Below are 17378 nucleotides of genomic sequence, written 5' to 3'. Positions count from 1 at the left end.
GAGATCGGGCTACGCCGCGCGGTCCGATCAGATGTCTCAAACATTATTGAGCGCATGAAAAAATCCGCCTTGCGGGCTCGAGCAGCTTTTCCGTCATCGCATCGAGAACATGATCGATATGAGGCTCGGCGAGGCCCGGATAGACGCCGATCCAAAAGGTGCGGTCGACGACAACGTCCGCATTGGTCAGCGCGCCCGAGATGCGAAAGTTCTGGCCGATCATGTAGGGCTGGCGCACGAGATTGCCGCCGAACAGCAGCCGCGTGCCAATCTTTTGCGCGTTCAGATGCTGCACCAGCGCATCGCGCGACACCGGCGCGTTCTCGCGAAGCGTGATCGGAAAGCCGAACCAGGAGGCCTGCGTTCCCTCGGTCGCTTCAGGCAGGATCAACACATCGTTTAGCGCGCGCAAACCGTCTTTCAGACGATCAAAATTACGGCGGCGGGCGTCAATAAAATCGTCGAGGCGGTCGAGCTGCGCGAGGCCCACGGCCGCCTGCATGTCGGTGATTTTCAAGTTAAAGCCGAGATGCGAATAGACATATTTGTGGTCGTAGCCGTGGGGCAGATCGCCCAACTTCCAGCCATAGCGCTTGTTGCAGGTGGCGTCCTTGCCGGGCGCGCAATAGCAATCGCGGCCCCAGTCCCGAAAACTCTCCATGATTTTCGCCAGAAGCGGGTTGTTCGTAAAAACCGCCCCACCCTCGCCCATGGTGATGTGATGCGCCGGATAAAAGCTCAGCGTGCCGATGTCGCCGAAGGTTCCGACATGTTTGCCGTCCACGGTCGCGCCGAGCGCGTCGCAGCAATCCTCGATCAACCACAGCCCATGCTTGTCGCACAAAGCCTTGATCGCCTTGACGTCGAACGGATTTCCAAGCGTATGCGCCACCATCACCGCCTTGGTTTTTGGGCCGATGGCGGCTTCGAGCGCGGCGACGTCGATGTTGTAGGTGGGAATGTCGACGTCGACGAAGACGGGAACGGCGCCCCACAAAATCGCGGGATTGACCGTGGTCGGAAATCCGGTGGCGCAGGTGATGACTTCGTCGCCCGGCTTGATCTGACGGTCCTTCAGGCGCGGCGAGGTCAGCGCCGAAAAAGCGACAAGGTTCGCCGACGAGCCGGAGTTGACCGTGAGCGCGGAGCGAACCCCAATCCGCGCCGCGAGTTTCTTCTCGAAATCCTCGTTGAAGCGCCCGGTGGTCAGCCAAAAGTCCAGCGCGGAATCGACCAAAGACTGCATTTCCTGCGCGCCATAGACGCGCCCCGAAACCGGGACGCTCGCCCCCGGCGCAAAATCCGGCTGGCGATGGGCGAGGTCGTGGTAGCGCCCGACGAGCTCGAGAATTTGCGCGCGCAAAACTTCGGCTTCAGGCGATTCTTTGGGCTTCATGTTCGTCCCGCGCATCAAAGGGTGAGGTCAGCCGCACGCGCTGACCGAGATAGGCGTCGATCTGCTCAAAAGTTTGCGCGCGCATGTTCGCGCCATCGGCGTGGGCGCGATACCAGAGCGCCGTCCATTCCACCGTCTCGTCAAACGTCAGCAGCGGCTTCCAGCCGAGTTTTTCGCGGGCCTTGCTGGCGTCGAGCCGCAACAGGCCGGCTTCGTGCGGATGCGCGGCGCGATCCGGCAGCCAGGTCGCCTCCGGCCCCCAGGCGGCCATGAAGCGGGTGAGCAGAGCCTCGACATCCTGCTCGCTCTCGGCGCCCGGGCCGAAATTCCAGCCGTCGCTAAATTTTTCGCCATGGCGCGCGGCCTGCTCGGCGAGCATGAGATAGCCGGACAGCGGCTCCAGCACATGCTGCCACGGCCGCACCGATTTGGGCGCGCGCACCTCCACCGGACGCCCGGCCCGAAACGCGCGCACGGCGTCGGGAAGGATGCGGTCGGCGGCGAAATCCCCGCCCCCGATCACATTGCCAGCGCGAGCCGTGGCGATGGTCGCGCCGCGCGCAAAAAAGGAGGCGCGATAGGACGCCGTGACCAGCTCGGCGCAGGCCTTGCTGTTGGAATAGGGATCGCGGCCGCCGAGCCGGTCGGTCTCGCGATAGCCCCAAATCCAGTCGCGATTGTCGTAGCACTTGTCGGTGGTGACGTTCACCAGCGCCTTCAAACTCGTGCAGGCGCGCGCGGCTTCCAGCACATGCACGCAGCCCATCACATTGGTCTGGAACGTCGACACCGGATCGGCGTAACCCTGTTTGACCAGGGGCTGCGCGGCCATGTGGATGACGATTTCCGGATCGGCGGCGACCATGGCCCGGCGCAAGGATTCAAAATCGTTGATGTCGCCGCGCACGTCCTCAAGCGTGTCGCCGACCGACAGCAGTTCGAACAGAGACGGATGTGTCGGCGGCGCCAAAGCGTAACCCGTGGTCTCCGCATTCAGCCGCGCCAGCATCAGCGACAGCCATGCGCCCTTGAACCCCGTGTGGCCCGTGACAAAAACGCGCCGCCGGCGCCAAAAACTGGAATCGATCACCACACTCTCCATGGCGCGGCGCCGCTCGCCCAATGATCCTCGAGAAAAACCTTGTCGCGCAACGTGTCCATCGGCGCCCAGAAGCCGGGGTGGACAAAGGCCTGCAACTGCCCTTGCGCCGTCAGCCGGTTCATCGGCTCGCGCTCCCACACGGTGTCGTCGCCCTCGATCAGGTCGCAGACTTTTGGCGACAGCATGAAGAAGCCGCCGCTGATCCAGCCGCCCTCGTCATCGGGCTTTTCGGTGAAGGCGGTGACGCGGTCGCCGTCGAGAAGCAGGGTCCCAAACCGTTTGGCGGGTCGCACCGCCGTCACCGTGGCGAGCTTTCCATGCGCGCGATGAAAAGCGAGCTGCGCCGTGAGGTCGATGTTTCCAACGCCATCGCCGTAGGTCAGCGCAAAAACGTCGTCGGCGGCGACATAGTCGCGGATGCGTTTGATGCGCCCGCCCGTCATCGTCTGCTCGCCGGTGTCGATCAGGGTGACGCGCCAGGGTTCGGCCATCTCCCGATGCACTTCCATCTTGTTGGCGCGCATGTCGAAGGTGACGTCCGACATGTGCAAAAAATAGTTCGAGAAGAACTCTTTGATGTAATAGCCCTTGTATCCCAGGCAGATCACGAATTCGTTGAACCCGTGCGCGGAATAAATCTTCATGATGTGCCAGAGGACGGGGCGTCCGCCGATTTCGACCATCGGCTTTGGACGAATCGCCGTCTCCTCGGCGAGCCTCGTGCCCAACCCGCCGGTCAGGATCACCACTTTCATTGAATCAAACTCGCGGCAAGCAGGGGCTGTTGTTCCGAGACCAGCATGACTGACGCCGCGTAAAGGATCGGTTAAGGCTGTTGCGACGTTTGCGCCCACGCGCGCAAGCGTTCCTGGATGCGGGCGCTCAGCGAGAGGGCGCGCTCGGCTTCGGCTTGCCGTCGATCAACAGGATCCTCAAATCGTCGGTCGGGGTAAAATCTTGCGCGCGGGTCTCAAATCGCGTTTTCGTCACGGATTTGAGATTGTTGGCGCAAAATAAGACGAGACGCGTCTCCGCGCCCTTGTCGACGACGAGCCGGTATTCATGCGCCGGTCCAATTCCACCTCGCGCCAGGCGGACATGGATGCGGGTTTCCTTGACGCCGGAGCTGTTGGCTTCGTCGTCGCCGGACATCTTCGCGACGCCTCCGAGGAACGGGGGATCGACGCAGTAATCCGCGCGGCGCTTCGCCACCTCCTGAGCGAGTTCCGGTTTGTCGCGCAAGGCCTTGCGCAGCACGCTGTCAGGGCTCGAGCCGAGACTCGGCTGGTAGCTCAGCTGGAGGTCGACCTTCTGTCCCGGCGCCATCAGCAACTTGCCTTTGAAACCGGTTCTCACCGACCAGGTCGGGAAAAACAGCGGCGTTCCATCGGCGGACGTTCCGGATTCCACGATGAGGCCGGCTTCCCTCAGTTTTTCCCGCACCGCGGGGTCTGTTGCGTTCAGCTGGGCAAAGCGTCGAAGCCGCGCCGTGAATTTCAATTGTGCGGCATCGTTGAAATCGCGTCGGCACGCCTTGCTTTGGCGCGCGATGCGGCTATAAAGGCGCCGACTCTGCGATGCGCGGCGTCAGGAGGGGTGGCCGAGTGGTTGAAGGCGCACGCCTGGAAAGTGTGTATACGGGAAACCGTATCGCGGGTTCGAATCCCGCTCCCTCCGCCATAAGCCTTTGATTTTGTGCTGCGCCGCCACTTTCCTGCCCGCCATCTCCAAGGTGCTTGAGCGGCATGACCGTCGCGCTCTCAGCGGATCGCCCGACACCCGGACCACCCGAACTCCAAGACGGCATCCGAGGCGCCGCGGCCGGCCGCGCCCTCGCCTGATCCCGAAAAGGCGCCCGATGAACGCCGGGCGTCAGCTTTGCGCTTCCGTTGCGCGCAAAAATTGCTCGCCCGGCACGAAGGCGTCGAACGCCGCCCAGAATTTCGCCCTAATGTCCGGCCGCTCCATCATGATTTCGTGGCGGGCGCCGGGCAACACCAGGCAACCGGCGTTCTTGAGCCTGCGCGCAAAAGCCTCCGCCGCCGGGGTGGACACGAGCTTTTCGTCGCCCGCCGCCACCATCAGCAGCGGAATTTTGATATGCTCCGCGACGCCGGGCCGCGCCAGCCGGTCCATGATCCGGTAGGCCGCGTGAACCCATCCGACCGTCGGTTCGCCGATGCGCAGGGCGGGAAAGGCGGAGATCATCCGGGCCGAGCGCTCGAACCGCAGGCGGTCGGTGGTGAGGATGTTGTTGGCGAACGGCCTGTCGAAATGGCTGGCGCGCCCGCCGCCAGGCACGAACATGCGCGACAGGCCGCAGCCGATCATCAGGCCAGCCAGCGCGCGCGCGTAATCCGAAGCGGCGAAACCCCGCAGCGCCAGCATCGGCGCGGTGGCGACGACGCGCGCGAACGGCGAGCTGTTTTCGCCCGCCGCGATGAAATCGAGCAGGATCGCCGCGCCCATGGAATGCGCCAGCGCGAACCAGGGTTTGGGCGCGTCGGGGGTGAGGACCTGCTCGATCAGCGCCTCGAGATCGAGGCGGTAATCGGTGGAGCGGCGCACATGCCCCTTGGCGGAATTGCGCAGCAGGCGCGGCGACAGCCCCTGCCCGCGCCAGTCGAAGGCGACGACAAAATAGTCGCGCGCCAGAAGCTCGCCGATCACCTCGAAATATTTCTCGATGAATTCCGAGCGGCCCTGCGCGATCACCACCGTTCCGCGTGGCGCGCGTTCGGGGCGCCAGTAGGCGGCGCGCAGGACGACGCCGTCTCGCGCCTTCACCCCCACGAGGCTGGCGCCGGGTGGACAGGGGTTTGCGGGCGTGTCGATCAATTCCATCGGCGCGAATCCTTTTTTTGACCATAGCGCGCGCAGAACTCTTGAAAAGCCGTTTCGGGCGCCCAAATCGAAACTGCGCGGGCCACAACGGACGCGCCCCGGTCAGGCCGCAAGGCTGGCCCGGCTGGAGTTTGGCACACCATGTCGCTCAATGGAGGATATGACATGCGCACTTTCGACCTGTCTCCGCTCTACCGCTCCACCATCGGCTTCGACCGGCTGTTCTCGCTGCTCGACCAAAGCGTCGGCGCCGAGACGCCTGCGGCCTACCCGCCTTACAATATCGAGCGCACCGGCGAGAACGCCTACCGCCTGACCCTTGCGGTGGCGGGTTTTGGCGAGACCGAACTTTCCATTGAATCGCGCGAGAACGCGCTGACGATCAAAGGCGCCAAGGAGGCCCAGCCCGAGAACGAAGCCCGCGAACTGCTTTATCAGGGCATCGCCGGCCGCGCCTTCGAGCGCCGCTTCCAGCTCGCCGACCACGTCCAGGTCACGGGCGCGCGGCTGGAAAACGGCCTGCTCCACGTCGATCTGGTCCGCGAGATTCCCGAGGCTCAGCGCCCGCGCCAGATTCCGATCGGCAAGGCCGCGCCACGCGCAACCGACTCCGGACCGCGCGCCATGGATTCCAAGGCGGCGTAATTCCTTCAAGCGAGGACGGGCGGGCGCGAAAAGGGTTTTTTTCGCGCCCGCTTTTTTGCCCTCTACTTTAGCGGAGCCTCGACCGGCGGCGCGCCCGGCGGCCTTCTCAGCGGCCGGATCGGGCTGAGCGCGGCGTCAGGCGCGACGACCAACGGCTCCACGTCCATATCAACGGGCGGCGGCGGAGGCGGCGGCGGCGGCCTGGGCGGCTGCGGAGGCATCACCTCGTCGGGCGGAGGCGGGGGCGGCGGCGCCATTGACAGATGATCGGCGTCCAGGCGGCCGCCCGGATGGACCGGGGGCCCAAGGGGGCGACGCGGGGGGAGCCTCGGGTTGACGGGCGGCGGCGGGCGAACGGGCGCGGCGCGCACCAGGACGATCGTCAAGAGGCCGCCGGTTGGGGCGTCCAGCGTGTATTTGCGCACCGCGCCGGAGCCGTCGCGCCCCATGGCGATGATGTTGTCGCCGCGCAGGCGCGGCGACCCGATCATGTGCACCCCCTCGCGGCGCAGGACCTCGCGCACCGTCTCGGGAGGGATGGGAATCACCGGCGGCGGCGGGTCCGGCGGGCTGAAGAAGAATTTGCCATAGCCCCCCCACGGATCGTACAAGGACTGCGCCCGCGCGGGCGCGAGGCTGACGGCGAGGAGCAGCGCCCCGATCCACATAGGCGCAAAGCGCGACATAGTGTCCCTCTCGAAAGTCCGCCGAAATCGCCAGCGGATGAAAACCACATGCGGCGCAAGCTAGAGCGCTTTCCTGCCGCGAGCCTTGCGCGTGAAGCAGCGACGCCGCGGGACGTGAAATTCGCGATGGAATCTTGCCCGTGCGTCTTGTATGGGCATAGCAATTCTGGCATGGTCGCGCGCCGCCAAATAGGACAGCCTTACTGACCATTCGGCGATCTGCGACGCCGGAGAGGCTTGACGCCGTCGGGGCGTCGAAACGGAATTGGCCGCAGCAACGGGCAGGATGAACAGGCATGAACAAGCAGCAGGGTCTGGATTTTTCGCGCAATGTCGCTCCGCGGGACGGGGACATCGCGGCGAAAAAAACTGCTGCCGCTCACGCCGAGAAGGATGAAGGTATGAAGACGTCGTCCAATGGACTGCCTGTGGCGCAGGGCCTCTACGATCCCCGCAACGAGCATGACGCCTGCGGCGTCGGCTTCGTCGCCAACATGCATAATGAGAAGTCGCACGACCTCGTCCGCATGGGCCTGCAAATCCTTCTCAATCTCGACCATCGCGGCGCGGTCGGCGCGGATCCCAAGGCCGGCGACGGCTGCGGCATGCTGATGCAGATTCCCCACCGCTTCTTCGTCGACGAGGCGAAGCGTCTCGGCTTCTCCCTGCCCGAACCCGGCCTCTACGCCGCCGGCAGCCTGTTTTTTCCGCGCGACCCGGAAGGCCGCAAGATCGTTCAGGACATTTTCGAGCGCGCCATCGCGTCCCAGGGCCAAAAACTGCTGGGCTGGCGCGACGTGCCGGTCAATCCGTCCGTGCTCGGCGAATCCGTCAAGCCGACCGAGCCCTGCTGCAAGCAGGTTTTTATCGCGCGCGGCGACTCGACCCACGACCAGGACACGTTTGAAAGAAAACTGTTCCTGATCAGAAAAATCGTGTCCAACGACCTGCGCGCCCTCGGCAATCCGAAGACCAAGGGCTGGTATCCGGTCTCGCTGTCCTCGCGCACCATCGTCTACAAGGGCCTGCTGGTCGCCACCGCCCTCGGCGAATACTTTTTGGATCTCCAGGACGAGCGCGTCGTCACGGCGATCGCGCTGGTGCACCAGCGGTTTTCGACGAACACTTTCCCGTCGTGGCAGCTGGCTCATCCCTACCGCATGGTCGCCCATAACGGCGAAATCAACACGCTGCGCGGCAATGTGAACTGGATGGCGGCGCGCCAGGCCTCCGTCGCCTCGCCGCTGTTCGGCGACGAAATCTCAAAGCTCTGGCCGATCTCCTACGAGGGCCAGTCGGACACGGCCTGTTTCGACAACGCGCTCGAATTTTTGGTGCAGGGCGGCTATTCCATGGCCCACGCCATGATGATGCTGATCCCCGAGGCGTGGGCGGGCAATCCCCTCATGGACGAGGATCGCCGCGCCTTCTACGAATATCACGCCGCGCTGATGGAGCCCTGGGACGGCCCCGCCGCCGTCGCCTTCACCGACGGCCGCCAGATCGGCGCGACCCTCGACCGCAACGGCCTGCGCCCCGCCCGCTATCTCGTCACCGACGACGGCCTCGTCGTGATGGCGTCCGAAATGGGCGTGCTGCCGATTCCGGAAGAGAAGATCGTCACCAAGTGGCGCCTCCAGCCCGGCCGCATGCTGCTGGTTGACCTCGAACAGGGCCGCATCGTCGCCGACGACGAAATCAAAAAGGCGCTGGCCGGGCGCCATCCCTACAAGGAGTGGCTGGCAAATTCCCAGATTGTGCTGGAAGACCTGCGTCCCGTGGAAGCCGGCGCGTCGCGCACCGACGTGCCGCTGCTCGACCGCCAGCAGGCTTTTGGCTACACCCAGGAAGACCTGTCCTTCCTGATGGCCCCCATGGCCGTCACCGGCCAGGAGGCTATCGGCTCGATGGGCGCGGACACGCCAATCTCGCCGCTGTCGTCGAAATCAAAACTGCTCTACACCTATTTCAAGCAGAATTTCGCCCAAGTCACCAACCCGCCGATCGACCCGATCCGCGAGGAACTGGTGATGTCGCTGGTCTCCTTCATCGGCCCGCGCCCCAATATCCTGGATCATGAGGGCACGGCGGAAAAGAAGCGCCTTGAGGTGCGTCAGCCGATCCTGACCAACGCCGATCTGGAAAAGATTCGCTCCATCGGCCATGTCGAGGACGCTTTTGACACCAAGACGCTCGACATCACCTATGACGCTGAACTCGGCGCCGAGGGCCTGAAGCCGATGCTCGACCGCCTGTGCGACCGCGCGGAGCAGGCGGTGACCGGCGGCTACAACATCATCGTGCTGTCCGACCGCATGGTCGGCCCCGACCGCATCCCGATCCCGGCGCTGCTGGCGACGGCCGCGGTGCATCATCACCTCATTCGAAAAGGCCTGCGCACCTCCGTGGGTCTGGTGGTCGAGACGGGCGAAGCCCGCGAAGTGCACCATTTCGCGCTGCTCGCCGGCTATGGCGCCGAGGCGATCAACCCCTATCTCGCCTTCGAGACGCTGGCGGAAATGGCCGATGAATTCCCCCCGGAAGTCGACGGTTACGAAGCCGTGAAACGCTACATCAAGGCGGTCGACAAGGGCCTCCTGAAAGTCATGTCCAAGATGGGCATTTCGACCTATCAGTCCTATTGCGGCGCCCAGATTTTCGACGCCGTCGGCCTGTCGAAGCAGTTGGTTGACGACTATTTCACTGGCACGGCCACGCCGATCTTCGGCGTCGGACTGGAAGAAATCGCCCGCGAAACGGTGGAGCGTCACCGCACCGCCTTCGGCGACGCGCCGGTCTATCGCACTTCGCTCGACGTCGGCGGCGAATACGCGTATCGCACCCGCGGCGAGGCGCATAACTGGACGCCCGACAGCATCGCCCTGCTCCAGCACGCGGTGCGCGGCAACAGCCAGGACAAGTACCGCGCCTTCGCCAAGCTTTTGAACGAACAGTCGGAAAACCTGCTGACCATTCGCGGCCTGTTCCGCATCAAGGACGCGCAGGAAGACGGCCGCAAGCCCATCGACATCAGCGAAGTCGAGCCGGCCAAGGAGATCGTCAAGCGTTTCGCCACCGGCGCCATGTCGTTCGGTTCGATCTCGCGCGAGGCGCACACCACGCTCGCCATCGCCATGAACCGCATCGGCGGCAAGTCTAACACCGGCGAGGGCGGCGAGGAATCCGACCGCTTCAAGCCGCTGGCCAACGGCGATTCCATGCGCTCGGCCATCAAGCAGGTGGCCTCGGGCCGGTTTGGCGTGACGACGGAATATCTCGTCAACTCCGACATGATCCAGATCAAGATGGCGCAGGGCGCGAAGCCCGGCGAAGGCGGCCAGCTGCCCGGCCACAAGGTCGATGCGGTGGTGGCGAAAGTGCGCCATTCCACGCAGGGCGTCGGCCTGATCTCGCCGCCGCCGCACCATGACATCTATTCGATCGAAGATCTGGCGCAGCTGATCTACGATCTAAAGAACGTCAACCCGCGCGCCGACATTTCGGTCAAGCTGGTGTCGGAAGTGGGCGTCGGCACCGTCGCCGCCGGCGTGTCCAAGGGCCGCGCCGACCACGTCACCATTTCCGGTTTCGAGGGCGGCACCGGCGCTTCGCCGCTGACCTCGATCAAGCACACGGGTAGCCCGTGGGAAATCGGCCTCGCCGAAACCCATCAGACTCTCGTGCTGAACCGCCTGCGCTCGCGCATCGCCGTGCAGGTCGATGGCGGTCTGCGCACCGGTCGCGACGTGGTGGTGGGCGCGCTGCTGGGCGCGGATGAATTCGGCTTCGCCACCGCGCCGCTGATCGCCGCCGGCTGTCTGATGATGCGCAAGTGTCACCTCAACACCTGCCCGGTGGGCGTGGCGACGCAGGACCCGGTTCTGCGCAAGCGCTTCAAAGGCGCGCCCGAGCACATCATCAACTATTTCTTCTTCGTCGCGGAGGAAGTGCGCGAATATATGGCCAAGCTCGGCTATCGCACCTTCAACGAGATGATCGGCCAGCTGCAGATGCTCGACCGCGACAAGGCGATCAAGCACTGGAAGGCCCAAGGGCTCGACTTCGCCCGCATGTTCCACAAGCCGACTCCAGTCGCGGGCGACACCATCTATCGCTCGATCGAGCAGGACCATGGTCTGGAAAAGGCCGCCGACCGCGCGCTGATCGAATCCGCCGCCCCGGCGCTGGAGCGCGGCGCCCCGGTGCGGATCGAGACCCACATCCGCAACGTCGACCGCTCCTTCGGCGCCATGCTGTCGGGCGAGGTCGCGCGCATTTACGGGCACGCTGGCCTGCCCGACGACACGATCCATGTCCGCGCCATCGGCACGGCCGGCCAAAGTTTTGGGGCGTGGCTCGCCCATGGCGTGACGGTGGAGCTGGAAGGCGACGGCAACGACTATGTGGGCAAGGGCTTGTCCGGCGGACGCATCGTCATCTATCCCTCGCGCGACGCCAAGCAAATCGTGCCTGAAAACTCGATCATCGTCGGCAACACCGTGCTCTACGGCGCGATTGGCGGCGAGGTTTACTTCCGCGGCGTGGCTGGCGAGCGTTTCGCCGTGCGCAACTCGGGCGCGGTCGCCGTGGTCGAGGGCGTGGGCGACCACGGCTGCGAATATATGACCGGCGGCGTCGTCGTCGTGCTCGGACAGACGGGCCGCAATTTCGCGGCGGGCATGTCGGGCGGCATCGCCTATGTGCTGGACGCCGACGGCGCCTTCGCCTCGCGCTGCAACATGGCCATGGTCGATCTGGAGCCGGTTCAGGAGGAAGAAGACCTCAACCAGCGCCTCAACCACCAGGGCGGCGATCTCGCCGCGCATGGCCGCGTCGACGTGATGAGCGACATGACCCGCTTCGACGCCGAGCGCCTGAAGCAGCTGATCACAAATCACATGCGCTACACGGGCTCCACCCGCGCCCGCGAAATCCTCGACAATTGGGCCGAATACCTGCCCAAATTCAGAAAGGTCATGCCGGTGGAATACCGCCGCGCGCTCGCCGAACTGATGTCGCAGAACGAACAGCGGCCGACCGCCGCCGCCGGAGAATAAGATGGGCAAGGTAACCGGTTTTCTGGAAATCGACCGGCAGGACCGCGGCTACAAGCCCGCCGCCGACCGTATCCGCCATTACTCGGAATTCGTGATTCCGCTGTCGGAGGAGGGCACGCGCGAGCAGGCTTCGCGCTGCATGAATTGCGGCATCCCCTTCTGTCACAACGGCTGCCCGGTCAACAACCAGATCCCCGATTGGAACGATCTGGTCTATCGCGGCGACTGGGAAGAGGCGGCGCGCAACCTCCACTCGACCAACAATTTCCCCGAGTTCACCGGCCGCATCTGCCCCGCGCCCTGCGAGGCCGCCTGCACGCTGAACCTCGAGGACATTCCGGTCACCATCAAGACGGTGGAATGCGCCATCGTCGATCGCGCCTGGGAAAGCGGTTTTGTCCGCCCGGAGCCCGCGGAAAAGAAGACCGGGAAAAAGGTGGCGGTGATCGGCTCCGGCCCTGCCGGCCTTGCCGCCGCGCAGCAGCTCGCCCGCGCCGGCCACGAGGTCCACGTTTACGAAAAATTCGCCAAGGCCGGCGGCCTGCTGCGCTACGGCATCCCGGACTTCAAGCTCGAAAAGGGCCTGATTGACCGCCGCGTCGCCCAGATGGAAGCCGAAGGGGTCGTGTTCCACTACGACTCGAACATTGGCGTCACCATCCCCGCCAAGGAGATTCATGACGGCCACGACGCCGTCATCCTCGCCGGCGGCTCGGAGAAACCGCGCGACCTGCCGATCCCCGGCCGCGATCTGGCCGGCGTCCATTTCGCCATGGACTTTTTGCCGCAACAAAACCGGCGCGTGTCGCGGGAGCGCCTGGCCAACGATCCGATCCTGGCTTCGGGAAAACATGTCGTCGTCATCGGCGGCGGCGACACCGGCTCCGACTGCATCGGCACCTCAGTGCGTCAGGGCGCGCTGTCGGTGACCCAGCTCGAAATCATGCAGAAGCCGCCGGCCAAGGAAGACAAGCTCACGTCATGGCCCTATTGGCCGCTGAAGCTGCGCACGTCCTCCTCGCACATGGAAGGCGCCGACCGCGATTTTGGCGTGATGACCAAGGCTTTTGTTGGCGACGCCGGCGTCAAGGGATTGAAGTGCGTCCGCGTCGACGACCATTTCAAGGAAATCCCCGGCAGCGAGTTCGAGCTGCGCGCCGACCTGGTCCTGCTGGCCATGGGCTTCGTTAGCCCCGTTCACGAAGGTCTGCTGCAACAATTAGGCGTCACCACCGACCCGCGCGGCAATGTGCAGGCCGACACCAACGCCTATCGCACCAGCGTGGACAAGGTGTTTGCCGCCGGCGACATGCGTCGCGGCCAGTCGCTGGTGGTCTGGGCGATCCGCGAGGGTCGCCAAGCTGCCCGCGCGGTGGACCTGTTCCTGATGGGCGCGAGCGAGCTTCCGCGCTGAACTCTGGTTACCGCACGAAAAAAGGCCGGGGCGACCCGGCCTTTCCTTTATGTGCTGATCGGATTCTCAGGAAACCATCACCATCACGTCCGAAGACTTGATGACGGCGCTGGCTTCGCCGCCGACCTTCAGGCCGAGTTCCTCGACAGCCTCATTGGTGATCGCCGAGGTGATGATCTTGCCGTTCACGTCGATCTGGACGTGAGACGTGGTCGCGCCCTTCTTGATGTCGACGATCTTGCCGGCCAGGACGTTGCGAGCGGAAATCTTCATTGTCTTGCCCTTTCTCACCGCGCGGAAGAAGCGCGACGGTTGACGGGCGGAAGCTAGAGCCTTGAGATTCCGAACGCAATATTCGTTTTACATAGTGCGCCCATCAGGGCCGGCGCGCTCGCAAGCGCACCGGCGCTTTCATCGCTGCAACACCACAACCAGCCGCTCGACGAGTTCGCCGCCCTTGAGATGGGTGTCAACGATTTCGTCAATGTCCTCCGGGGTTTTGGGCGCGTACCAGACGCCTTCGGGATAGACCACCATCAGCGGGCCCGCGCGACAGAACCCCAGGCAGCCGGAGGCCGTAAAGCCGACTTCGGCCAAACGTTCGGCTTCGAGTTTTCGAGACAGCCGGTCCCACAGCGGCTGGGCGCCCTGCTGGCCGCAGGAGCCGCGCGGATGCCCGGCGGGCCGCTGCGTGTAGCAGGCGAACACGTGGCGCTTGTAGAGTTGCGGGACGTCCTCGAACGTTGGGGCGACGTGGACGTTCATGCGCTCACCTTGATGCCGCTGTCCTCAAGAAGTTTTGTAAACTCGCCGCTCGCCGCCATTTCGCGGACGATGTCGCAGCCGCCGACGAACTCGCCCTTCACATAGAGCTGCGGAAAGGTCGGCCAGTTCGAAAACTCTTTCAAACCCTCTCGAATGAAGGGGTCGGCGAGCACGTTGACCGAATCGTATGTGACGCCGAACCCGTCCAGCACCTTGACGACGGCCGCCGAAAACCCACATTGCGGCGCGGCGGGAACGCCCTTCATGAACAGGACAATGTCCGAGCCTTCGACAATGGCTTTTATGCGCTCGCTGGTTTTTTCCGACATGAAATGACCTCTTGGCTGAACGCGGCCGGTTGCTGGGCGCGTTTGATCTGAATCAATGCAAGAGCGGGACCAGCGTCGCGACGGATCTGGCTCCCTCGCCCCGCTTTAGCGGGGAGAGGGCGGGGGGTGAGGGGCGGGGGCGTTGGCTTCGATGCCGTCAGGAAGGCTTTTTCGCGCGAGGCTTTCCTGGCGACGCCAAGGATCGCTGCCCAGCCCCTCACCCTGACCCTCTCCCCGCAAGCGGGGCGAGGGGATGGCGCCGTCGCTTCCTGGCGCCGCGTCGCAACATCGACAGAGACCCGTGTCCGAAACACGACGCGAGGCCCGGCCCCGGACTTGCAGCCCTCCCCGCGACATGATGCGCGGAGGTCTCCCATGCTGCTCAATTTTCCCGGAAGCGAAGAGGTCAATTTCGGCGCGATCGACTCGAAAATCGACGCGCTGCTGCAACAAGGCGTGGTCGCCTATCGCAGCAATTTCGCTCGCGCCGAAACCCTGTTCAGGCAGGCGCTCGAAGCCGAGCCCGACGAACTCGCAAGTTATTTCTGCCTCTACAAAATCCACACCTATCATGGCGATCTCGATGTCGCCTTGGACATGGCGCGCACGGGCCTGCGCAAAGCGGCGCAGCAGGCGGACTGGCCGGAGGATTGGCGCCAATGGACCCCGCAAACCCCGTTCCCCGAGGGCGCGGGCCGCTTCGCGCTCTACACGCTCAAAGCGCTGGCCTTCATCCATTTGCGCCGGGAAGAGGTCGACTCTGCACAAGAAATCATCAATATCCTTCGCAAGCTCGATCCCCAGGGCGAGGTCGGCTGGCCGGTGATCGCGGCGCTTTGCGAGGGAATCACGAGCTGAGACCGGCTGGCGCCGCCCTTGCATTTTGGGGTACGACTAGATCAATTAAATTCTCCGTCGGGATTCGGACATGAGCGAAGAAGCAGCTGCCCTGCAAGAACTGACCGAGCAGAAATACAAATACGGCTTTGTCTCCGACATCGAATCCGAATTCGCGCCGAAAGGCCTGAACGAAGACGTCATCCGCTTCATCTCCGCGAAAAAGAACGAGCCGGAGTGGATGCTCGACTATCGCCTGTCGGCCTATCGGCGCTGGGTGAACATGGAGGAGCCCAGCTGGGCCAAGCTCCATTATCCCAAGATCGATTTCCAGGACGCGTATTATTACGCGGCGCCCAAGGCCAAGGAAGGCCCGCACACCCTTGAGGACGTCGATCCCGAGCTGCTGCGCACCTACGAAAAACTCGGCATCCCCCTGCACGAGCAAGAGGTTCTGGCCGGCGTCGAACAGCGAAGGGTCGCGGTGGACGCGGTGTTCGACTCCGTTTCGGTCGTCACCACTTTTAAAGACGAACTCGCCAAGGTCGGCGTGATCTTCTGCCCGATTTCGGAAGCGGTCCACAGCCACCCCGAACTGGTGAAGAAATATCTGGGATCGGTGGTCCCCGACACCGACAATTTCTACGCCACACTCAACGCCGCGGTGTTTTCGGAAGGCTCGTTCGTCTACATCCCGCCGGGCGTCCGCTGCCCGATGGAGCTGTCCACCTATTTCCGCATCAATGCGGCGAAGTCAGGCCAGTTCGAGCGCACGCTGATCATCGCCGACGCCGGCTCCTACGTCTCCTATCTGGAAGGCTGCACGGCGCCGCAGCGCGACGAAAACCAGCTCCATGCGGCAGTGGTCGAACTGATCGCCATGGACGACGCCGAGATCAAATATTCGACGGTGCAAAACTGGTTCCCCGGCGACGAGAACGGCAAGGGCGGCATCTACAATTTCGTCACCAAGCGCGCGGATTGCCGGGGCAAGAACTCAAAAGTTTCGTGGACGCAGGTCGAGACCGGCTCCGCCATCACCTGGAAATATCCGTCCTGCATCCTGCGCGGCGAGAATTCGGTGGGCGAATTTTATTCCATCGCCATCGCCAACAATTACCAGCAAGCCGACACCGGCACGAAAATGATCCATCTCGGCAAGAACACGTCGAGCCGCATCATTTCGAAAGGCATTTCGGCGGGCAAGGCGCAGAACACCTATAGGGGCCTCGTCAGCATCAACGCCCGGGCCGATGGCGCGCGCAATTTCACCCAATGCGACTCGCTGCTGATCGGCGACCAGTGCGGCGCCCATACCGTGCCCTATATCCAGTCGAAAAATCCAAAAGCCATTTTGGAACACGAGGCCACCACCTCGAAAATCTCCGACGATCAGCTGTTCTACTGTCTTTCGCGCGGCATCCCGACCGAAGAAGCGGTGTCGCTGATCGTCAACGGTTTCTGCCGCGAAGTGCTGCAGCAACTGCCCATGGAATTCGCCGTCGAGGCGCAAAAACTCGTCGGACTCAGCCTCGAAGGGAGCGTCGGTTAATGCTCGAGATCAAAGACCTGCACGTCAACGTCCACGGCAAGGAAATTTTGAAGGGCCTCAACCTCAAGGTCCCGCCGGGCGAAGTGCACGCCATCATGGGGCCGAACGGCGCCGGCAAATCCACCACCTCCTACACGCTGGCGGGCCGCGCCGGTTACGAGGTCACCAAGGGCGAGATCGACTTTTTCGGCGAGGACGTGACCGCCCTGGCGCCGGAAGAGCGCGCCGCGCGCGGCATTTTTCTGGCCTTCCAGTACCCGCTGGAAATCCCCGGCGTCTCCACCATGAACTTTTTGAAGACCGCGATGAATTCGCAGGCGAAAATTCGCGGCGAGAAGGAGCTGAACGCCGCCGAGTTTTTGCGCGCGGTCCGGGCCGCCGCGAAGGAGCTGAACATTTCCGAGGACATGCTCAAGCGCCCGCTCAACGTCGGCTTTTCCGGCGGCGAGAAGAAGCGCAACGAGACCCTACAAATGGCGCTGCTCAAGCCCAAGCTGGCGATCCTCGACGAAATGGATTCCGGCCTCGACATCGACGCGCTGAAACTGGTGGCCGAAGGCGTCAACAAGCTGCGTTCGCCCGACCGCTCGTTCCTGGTCATCACCCACTACCAGCGCCTGCTCGACTATATCGTGCCGGACGTGATCCACATCCTGGCCGGCGGCAAGATCGTGCTTTCGGGCGACAAGAGCCTCGCCCTGCAACTGGAACAGAACGGCTATGACGCCGTGATCGCCAAAGCCGCGTGAGG

15 protein-coding genes and 1 tRNA gene are annotated in these 17378 nt (G+C 63.7%); 7 read left to right on the top strand and 9 right to left on the bottom strand.

The features are described 5' to 3' along the window. Nucleotides 1-43 precede the first annotated feature (43 nt). The 4 genes from rfbH to GJ654_RS11710 form a co-directional block, all read right to left on the bottom strand. Entirely contained in the window at nucleotides 44-1396 is a 1353-nt protein-coding gene (gene rfbH / locus GJ654_RS11725; RefSeq protein WP_155446349.1) for a lipopolysaccharide biosynthesis protein RfbH, read from the bottom strand. Beyond that, on the bottom strand, nucleotides 1374-2486 hold the full coding sequence (gene rfbG / locus GJ654_RS11720) for a CDP-glucose 4,6-dehydratase (protein WP_264586199.1): 1113 nt from the start codon (nucleotides 2484-2486) through the stop codon (nucleotides 1374-1376). The genes rfbH and rfbG overlap by 23 nt, the downstream gene beginning before the upstream one ends. Further along, nucleotides 2483-3253 carry a glucose-1-phosphate cytidylyltransferase gene (gene rfbF / locus GJ654_RS11715; protein WP_155446347.1) on the bottom strand — a complete coding sequence of 257 codons (771 nt, stop codon included), beginning with the start codon at nucleotides 3251-3253 and terminating at the stop codon, nucleotides 2483-2485. The genes rfbG and rfbF overlap by 4 nt, the downstream gene beginning before the upstream one ends. Before the next feature lie 127 nt (nucleotides 3254-3380). After that, complete coding sequence (locus tag GJ654_RS11710; RefSeq protein ID WP_155446346.1) at nucleotides 3381-3998, bottom strand: DUF4424 family protein; 618 nt, start codon at nucleotides 3996-3998, stop codon at nucleotides 3381-3383. Between the two features lie 90 nt (nucleotides 3999-4088). On the opposite strand from GJ654_RS11710, the gene GJ654_RS11705 reads away from it, so the two are divergent. After that, a tRNA-Ser gene (locus tag GJ654_RS11705) sits at nucleotides 4089-4178 on the top strand. Nucleotides 4179-4370: 192 nt separating this feature from the next. Here the strand turns inward: GJ654_RS11705 and GJ654_RS11700 are convergent. Further along, nucleotides 4371-5342 carry an alpha/beta fold hydrolase gene (locus tag GJ654_RS11700; protein WP_155446345.1) on the bottom strand — a complete coding sequence of 324 codons (972 nt, stop codon included), beginning with the start codon at nucleotides 5340-5342 and terminating at the stop codon, nucleotides 4371-4373. A gap of 165 nt (nucleotides 5343-5507) precedes the next feature. Between GJ654_RS11700 and GJ654_RS11695 the strand changes: the two genes are divergently transcribed. After that, complete coding sequence (locus tag GJ654_RS11695) at nucleotides 5508-5987, top strand: Hsp20 family protein (RefSeq protein WP_155446344.1); 480 nt, start codon at nucleotides 5508-5510, stop codon at nucleotides 5985-5987. A 62-nt stretch (nucleotides 5988-6049) separates the two neighbouring features. Here GJ654_RS11695 and GJ654_RS11690 read toward each other — a convergent pair whose 3' ends face one another. Further along, nucleotides 6050-6673, bottom strand: coding sequence for a hypothetical protein (locus GJ654_RS11690; protein ID WP_155446343.1), 624 nt, complete (start codon nucleotides 6671-6673; stop codon nucleotides 6050-6052). A 401-nt stretch (nucleotides 6674-7074) separates the two neighbouring features. Between GJ654_RS11690 and gltB the strand changes: the two genes are divergently transcribed. Next, nucleotides 7075-11730: a glutamate synthase large subunit gene (gene gltB / locus GJ654_RS11685; protein WP_155446380.1), complete on the top strand. Its 4656-nt coding sequence runs from the start codon at nucleotides 7075-7077 to the stop codon at nucleotides 11728-11730. Nucleotide 11731: 1 nt separating this feature from the next. After that, nucleotides 11732-13144: a glutamate synthase subunit beta gene (locus GJ654_RS11680; protein ID WP_155446342.1), complete on the top strand. Its 1413-nt coding sequence runs from the start codon at nucleotides 11732-11734 to the stop codon at nucleotides 13142-13144. 66 nt (nucleotides 13145-13210) lie between these two features. Here the strand turns inward: GJ654_RS11680 and GJ654_RS11675 are convergent, their stop codons facing one another. The 3 genes from GJ654_RS11675 to grxD form a co-directional block, all read right to left on the bottom strand. After that, nucleotides 13211-13417, bottom strand: coding sequence for a TOBE domain-containing protein (locus GJ654_RS11675; protein WP_155446341.1), 207 nt, complete (start codon nucleotides 13415-13417; stop codon nucleotides 13211-13213). Nucleotides 13418-13555: 138 nt separating this feature from the next. Then, the gene (locus tag GJ654_RS11670; RefSeq protein ID WP_155446340.1) at nucleotides 13556-13909 is read right to left on the bottom strand and encodes a (2Fe-2S) ferredoxin domain-containing protein; all 354 of its coding nucleotides are present in this window, start codon (nucleotides 13907-13909) and stop codon (nucleotides 13556-13558) included. Further along, entirely contained in the window at nucleotides 13906-14238 is a 333-nt protein-coding gene (gene grxD, locus GJ654_RS11665) for a Grx4 family monothiol glutaredoxin (RefSeq protein ID WP_155446339.1), read from the bottom strand. Before grxD ends, GJ654_RS11670 begins: the two co-directional genes overlap by 4 nt. Before the next feature lie 375 nt (nucleotides 14239-14613). On the opposite strand from grxD, the gene GJ654_RS11660 reads away from it, so the two are divergent. The 3 genes from GJ654_RS11660 to sufC all read left to right on the top strand — a co-directional run bounded on the left by GJ654_RS11660 (nucleotide 14614) and on the right by sufC (nucleotide 17376). Next, nucleotides 14614-15096 (top strand): tetratricopeptide repeat protein, encoded by a 483-nt coding sequence (locus tag GJ654_RS11660; protein ID WP_155446338.1) that lies wholly within the window; start codon nucleotides 14614-14616, stop codon nucleotides 15094-15096. A gap of 70 nt (nucleotides 15097-15166) precedes the next feature. Further along, nucleotides 15167-16627, top strand: a complete 1461-nt coding sequence (sufB, locus tag GJ654_RS11655; RefSeq protein WP_155446337.1) for a Fe-S cluster assembly protein SufB — start codon at nucleotides 15167-15169, stop codon at nucleotides 16625-16627. Continuing rightward, complete coding sequence (gene sufC / locus GJ654_RS11650; RefSeq protein ID WP_155446336.1) at nucleotides 16627-17376, top strand: Fe-S cluster assembly ATPase SufC; 750 nt, start codon at nucleotides 16627-16629, stop codon at nucleotides 17374-17376. Before sufB ends, sufC begins: the two co-directional genes overlap by 1 nt. Nucleotides 17377-17378: the final 2 nt, after the last annotated feature.

Origin of the sequence: Rhodoblastus acidophilus, from assembly GCF_009720655.1 — a bacterium.
Classification (GTDB): domain Bacteria; phylum Pseudomonadota; class Alphaproteobacteria; order Rhizobiales; family Beijerinckiaceae; genus Rhodoblastus; species Rhodoblastus acidophilus_A.
This window is presented reverse-complemented; position numbering and strand designations above follow the sequence as displayed.

Coding starts and splice junctions, on each gene's coding strand:
- rfbH (WP_155446349.1), bottom strand. CDS start 1,396: ATGAAGCCCAAAGAATCGCCTGAAGCCGAAGTTTTGCGCGCGCAAATT.
- rfbF (WP_155446347.1), bottom strand. CDS start 3,253: ATGAAAGTGGTGATCCTGACCGGCGGGTTGGGCACGAGGCTCGCCGAG.
- GJ654_RS11700 (WP_155446345.1), bottom strand. CDS start 5,342: ATGGAATTGATCGACACGCCCGCAAACCCCTGTCCACCCGGCGCCAGC.
- GJ654_RS11695 (WP_155446344.1), top strand. CDS start 5,508: ATGCGCACTTTCGACCTGTCTCCGCTCTACCGCTCCACCATCGGCTTC.
- GJ654_RS11690 (WP_155446343.1), bottom strand. CDS start 6,673: ATGTCGCGCTTTGCGCCTATGTGGATCGGGGCGCTGCTCCTCGCCGTC.
- gltB (WP_155446380.1), top strand. CDS start 7,075: ATGAAGACGTCGTCCAATGGACTGCCTGTGGCGCAGGGCCTCTACGAT.
- GJ654_RS11680 (WP_155446342.1), top strand. CDS start 11,732: ATGGGCAAGGTAACCGGTTTTCTGGAAATCGACCGGCAGGACCGCGGC.
- GJ654_RS11675 (WP_155446341.1), bottom strand. CDS start 13,417: ATGAAGATTTCCGCTCGCAACGTCCTGGCCGGCAAGATCGTCGACATC.
- GJ654_RS11670 (WP_155446340.1), bottom strand. CDS start 13,909: ATGAACGTCCACGTCGCCCCAACGTTCGAGGACGTCCCGCAACTCTAC.
- grxD (WP_155446339.1), bottom strand. CDS start 14,238: ATGTCGGAAAAAACCAGCGAGCGCATAAAAGCCATTGTCGAAGGCTCG.
- GJ654_RS11660 (WP_155446338.1), top strand. CDS start 14,614: ATGCTGCTCAATTTTCCCGGAAGCGAAGAGGTCAATTTCGGCGCGATC.
- sufB (WP_155446337.1), top strand. CDS start 15,167: ATGAGCGAAGAAGCAGCTGCCCTGCAAGAACTGACCGAGCAGAAATAC.
- sufC (WP_155446336.1), top strand. CDS start 16,627: ATGCTCGAGATCAAAGACCTGCACGTCAACGTCCACGGCAAGGAAATT.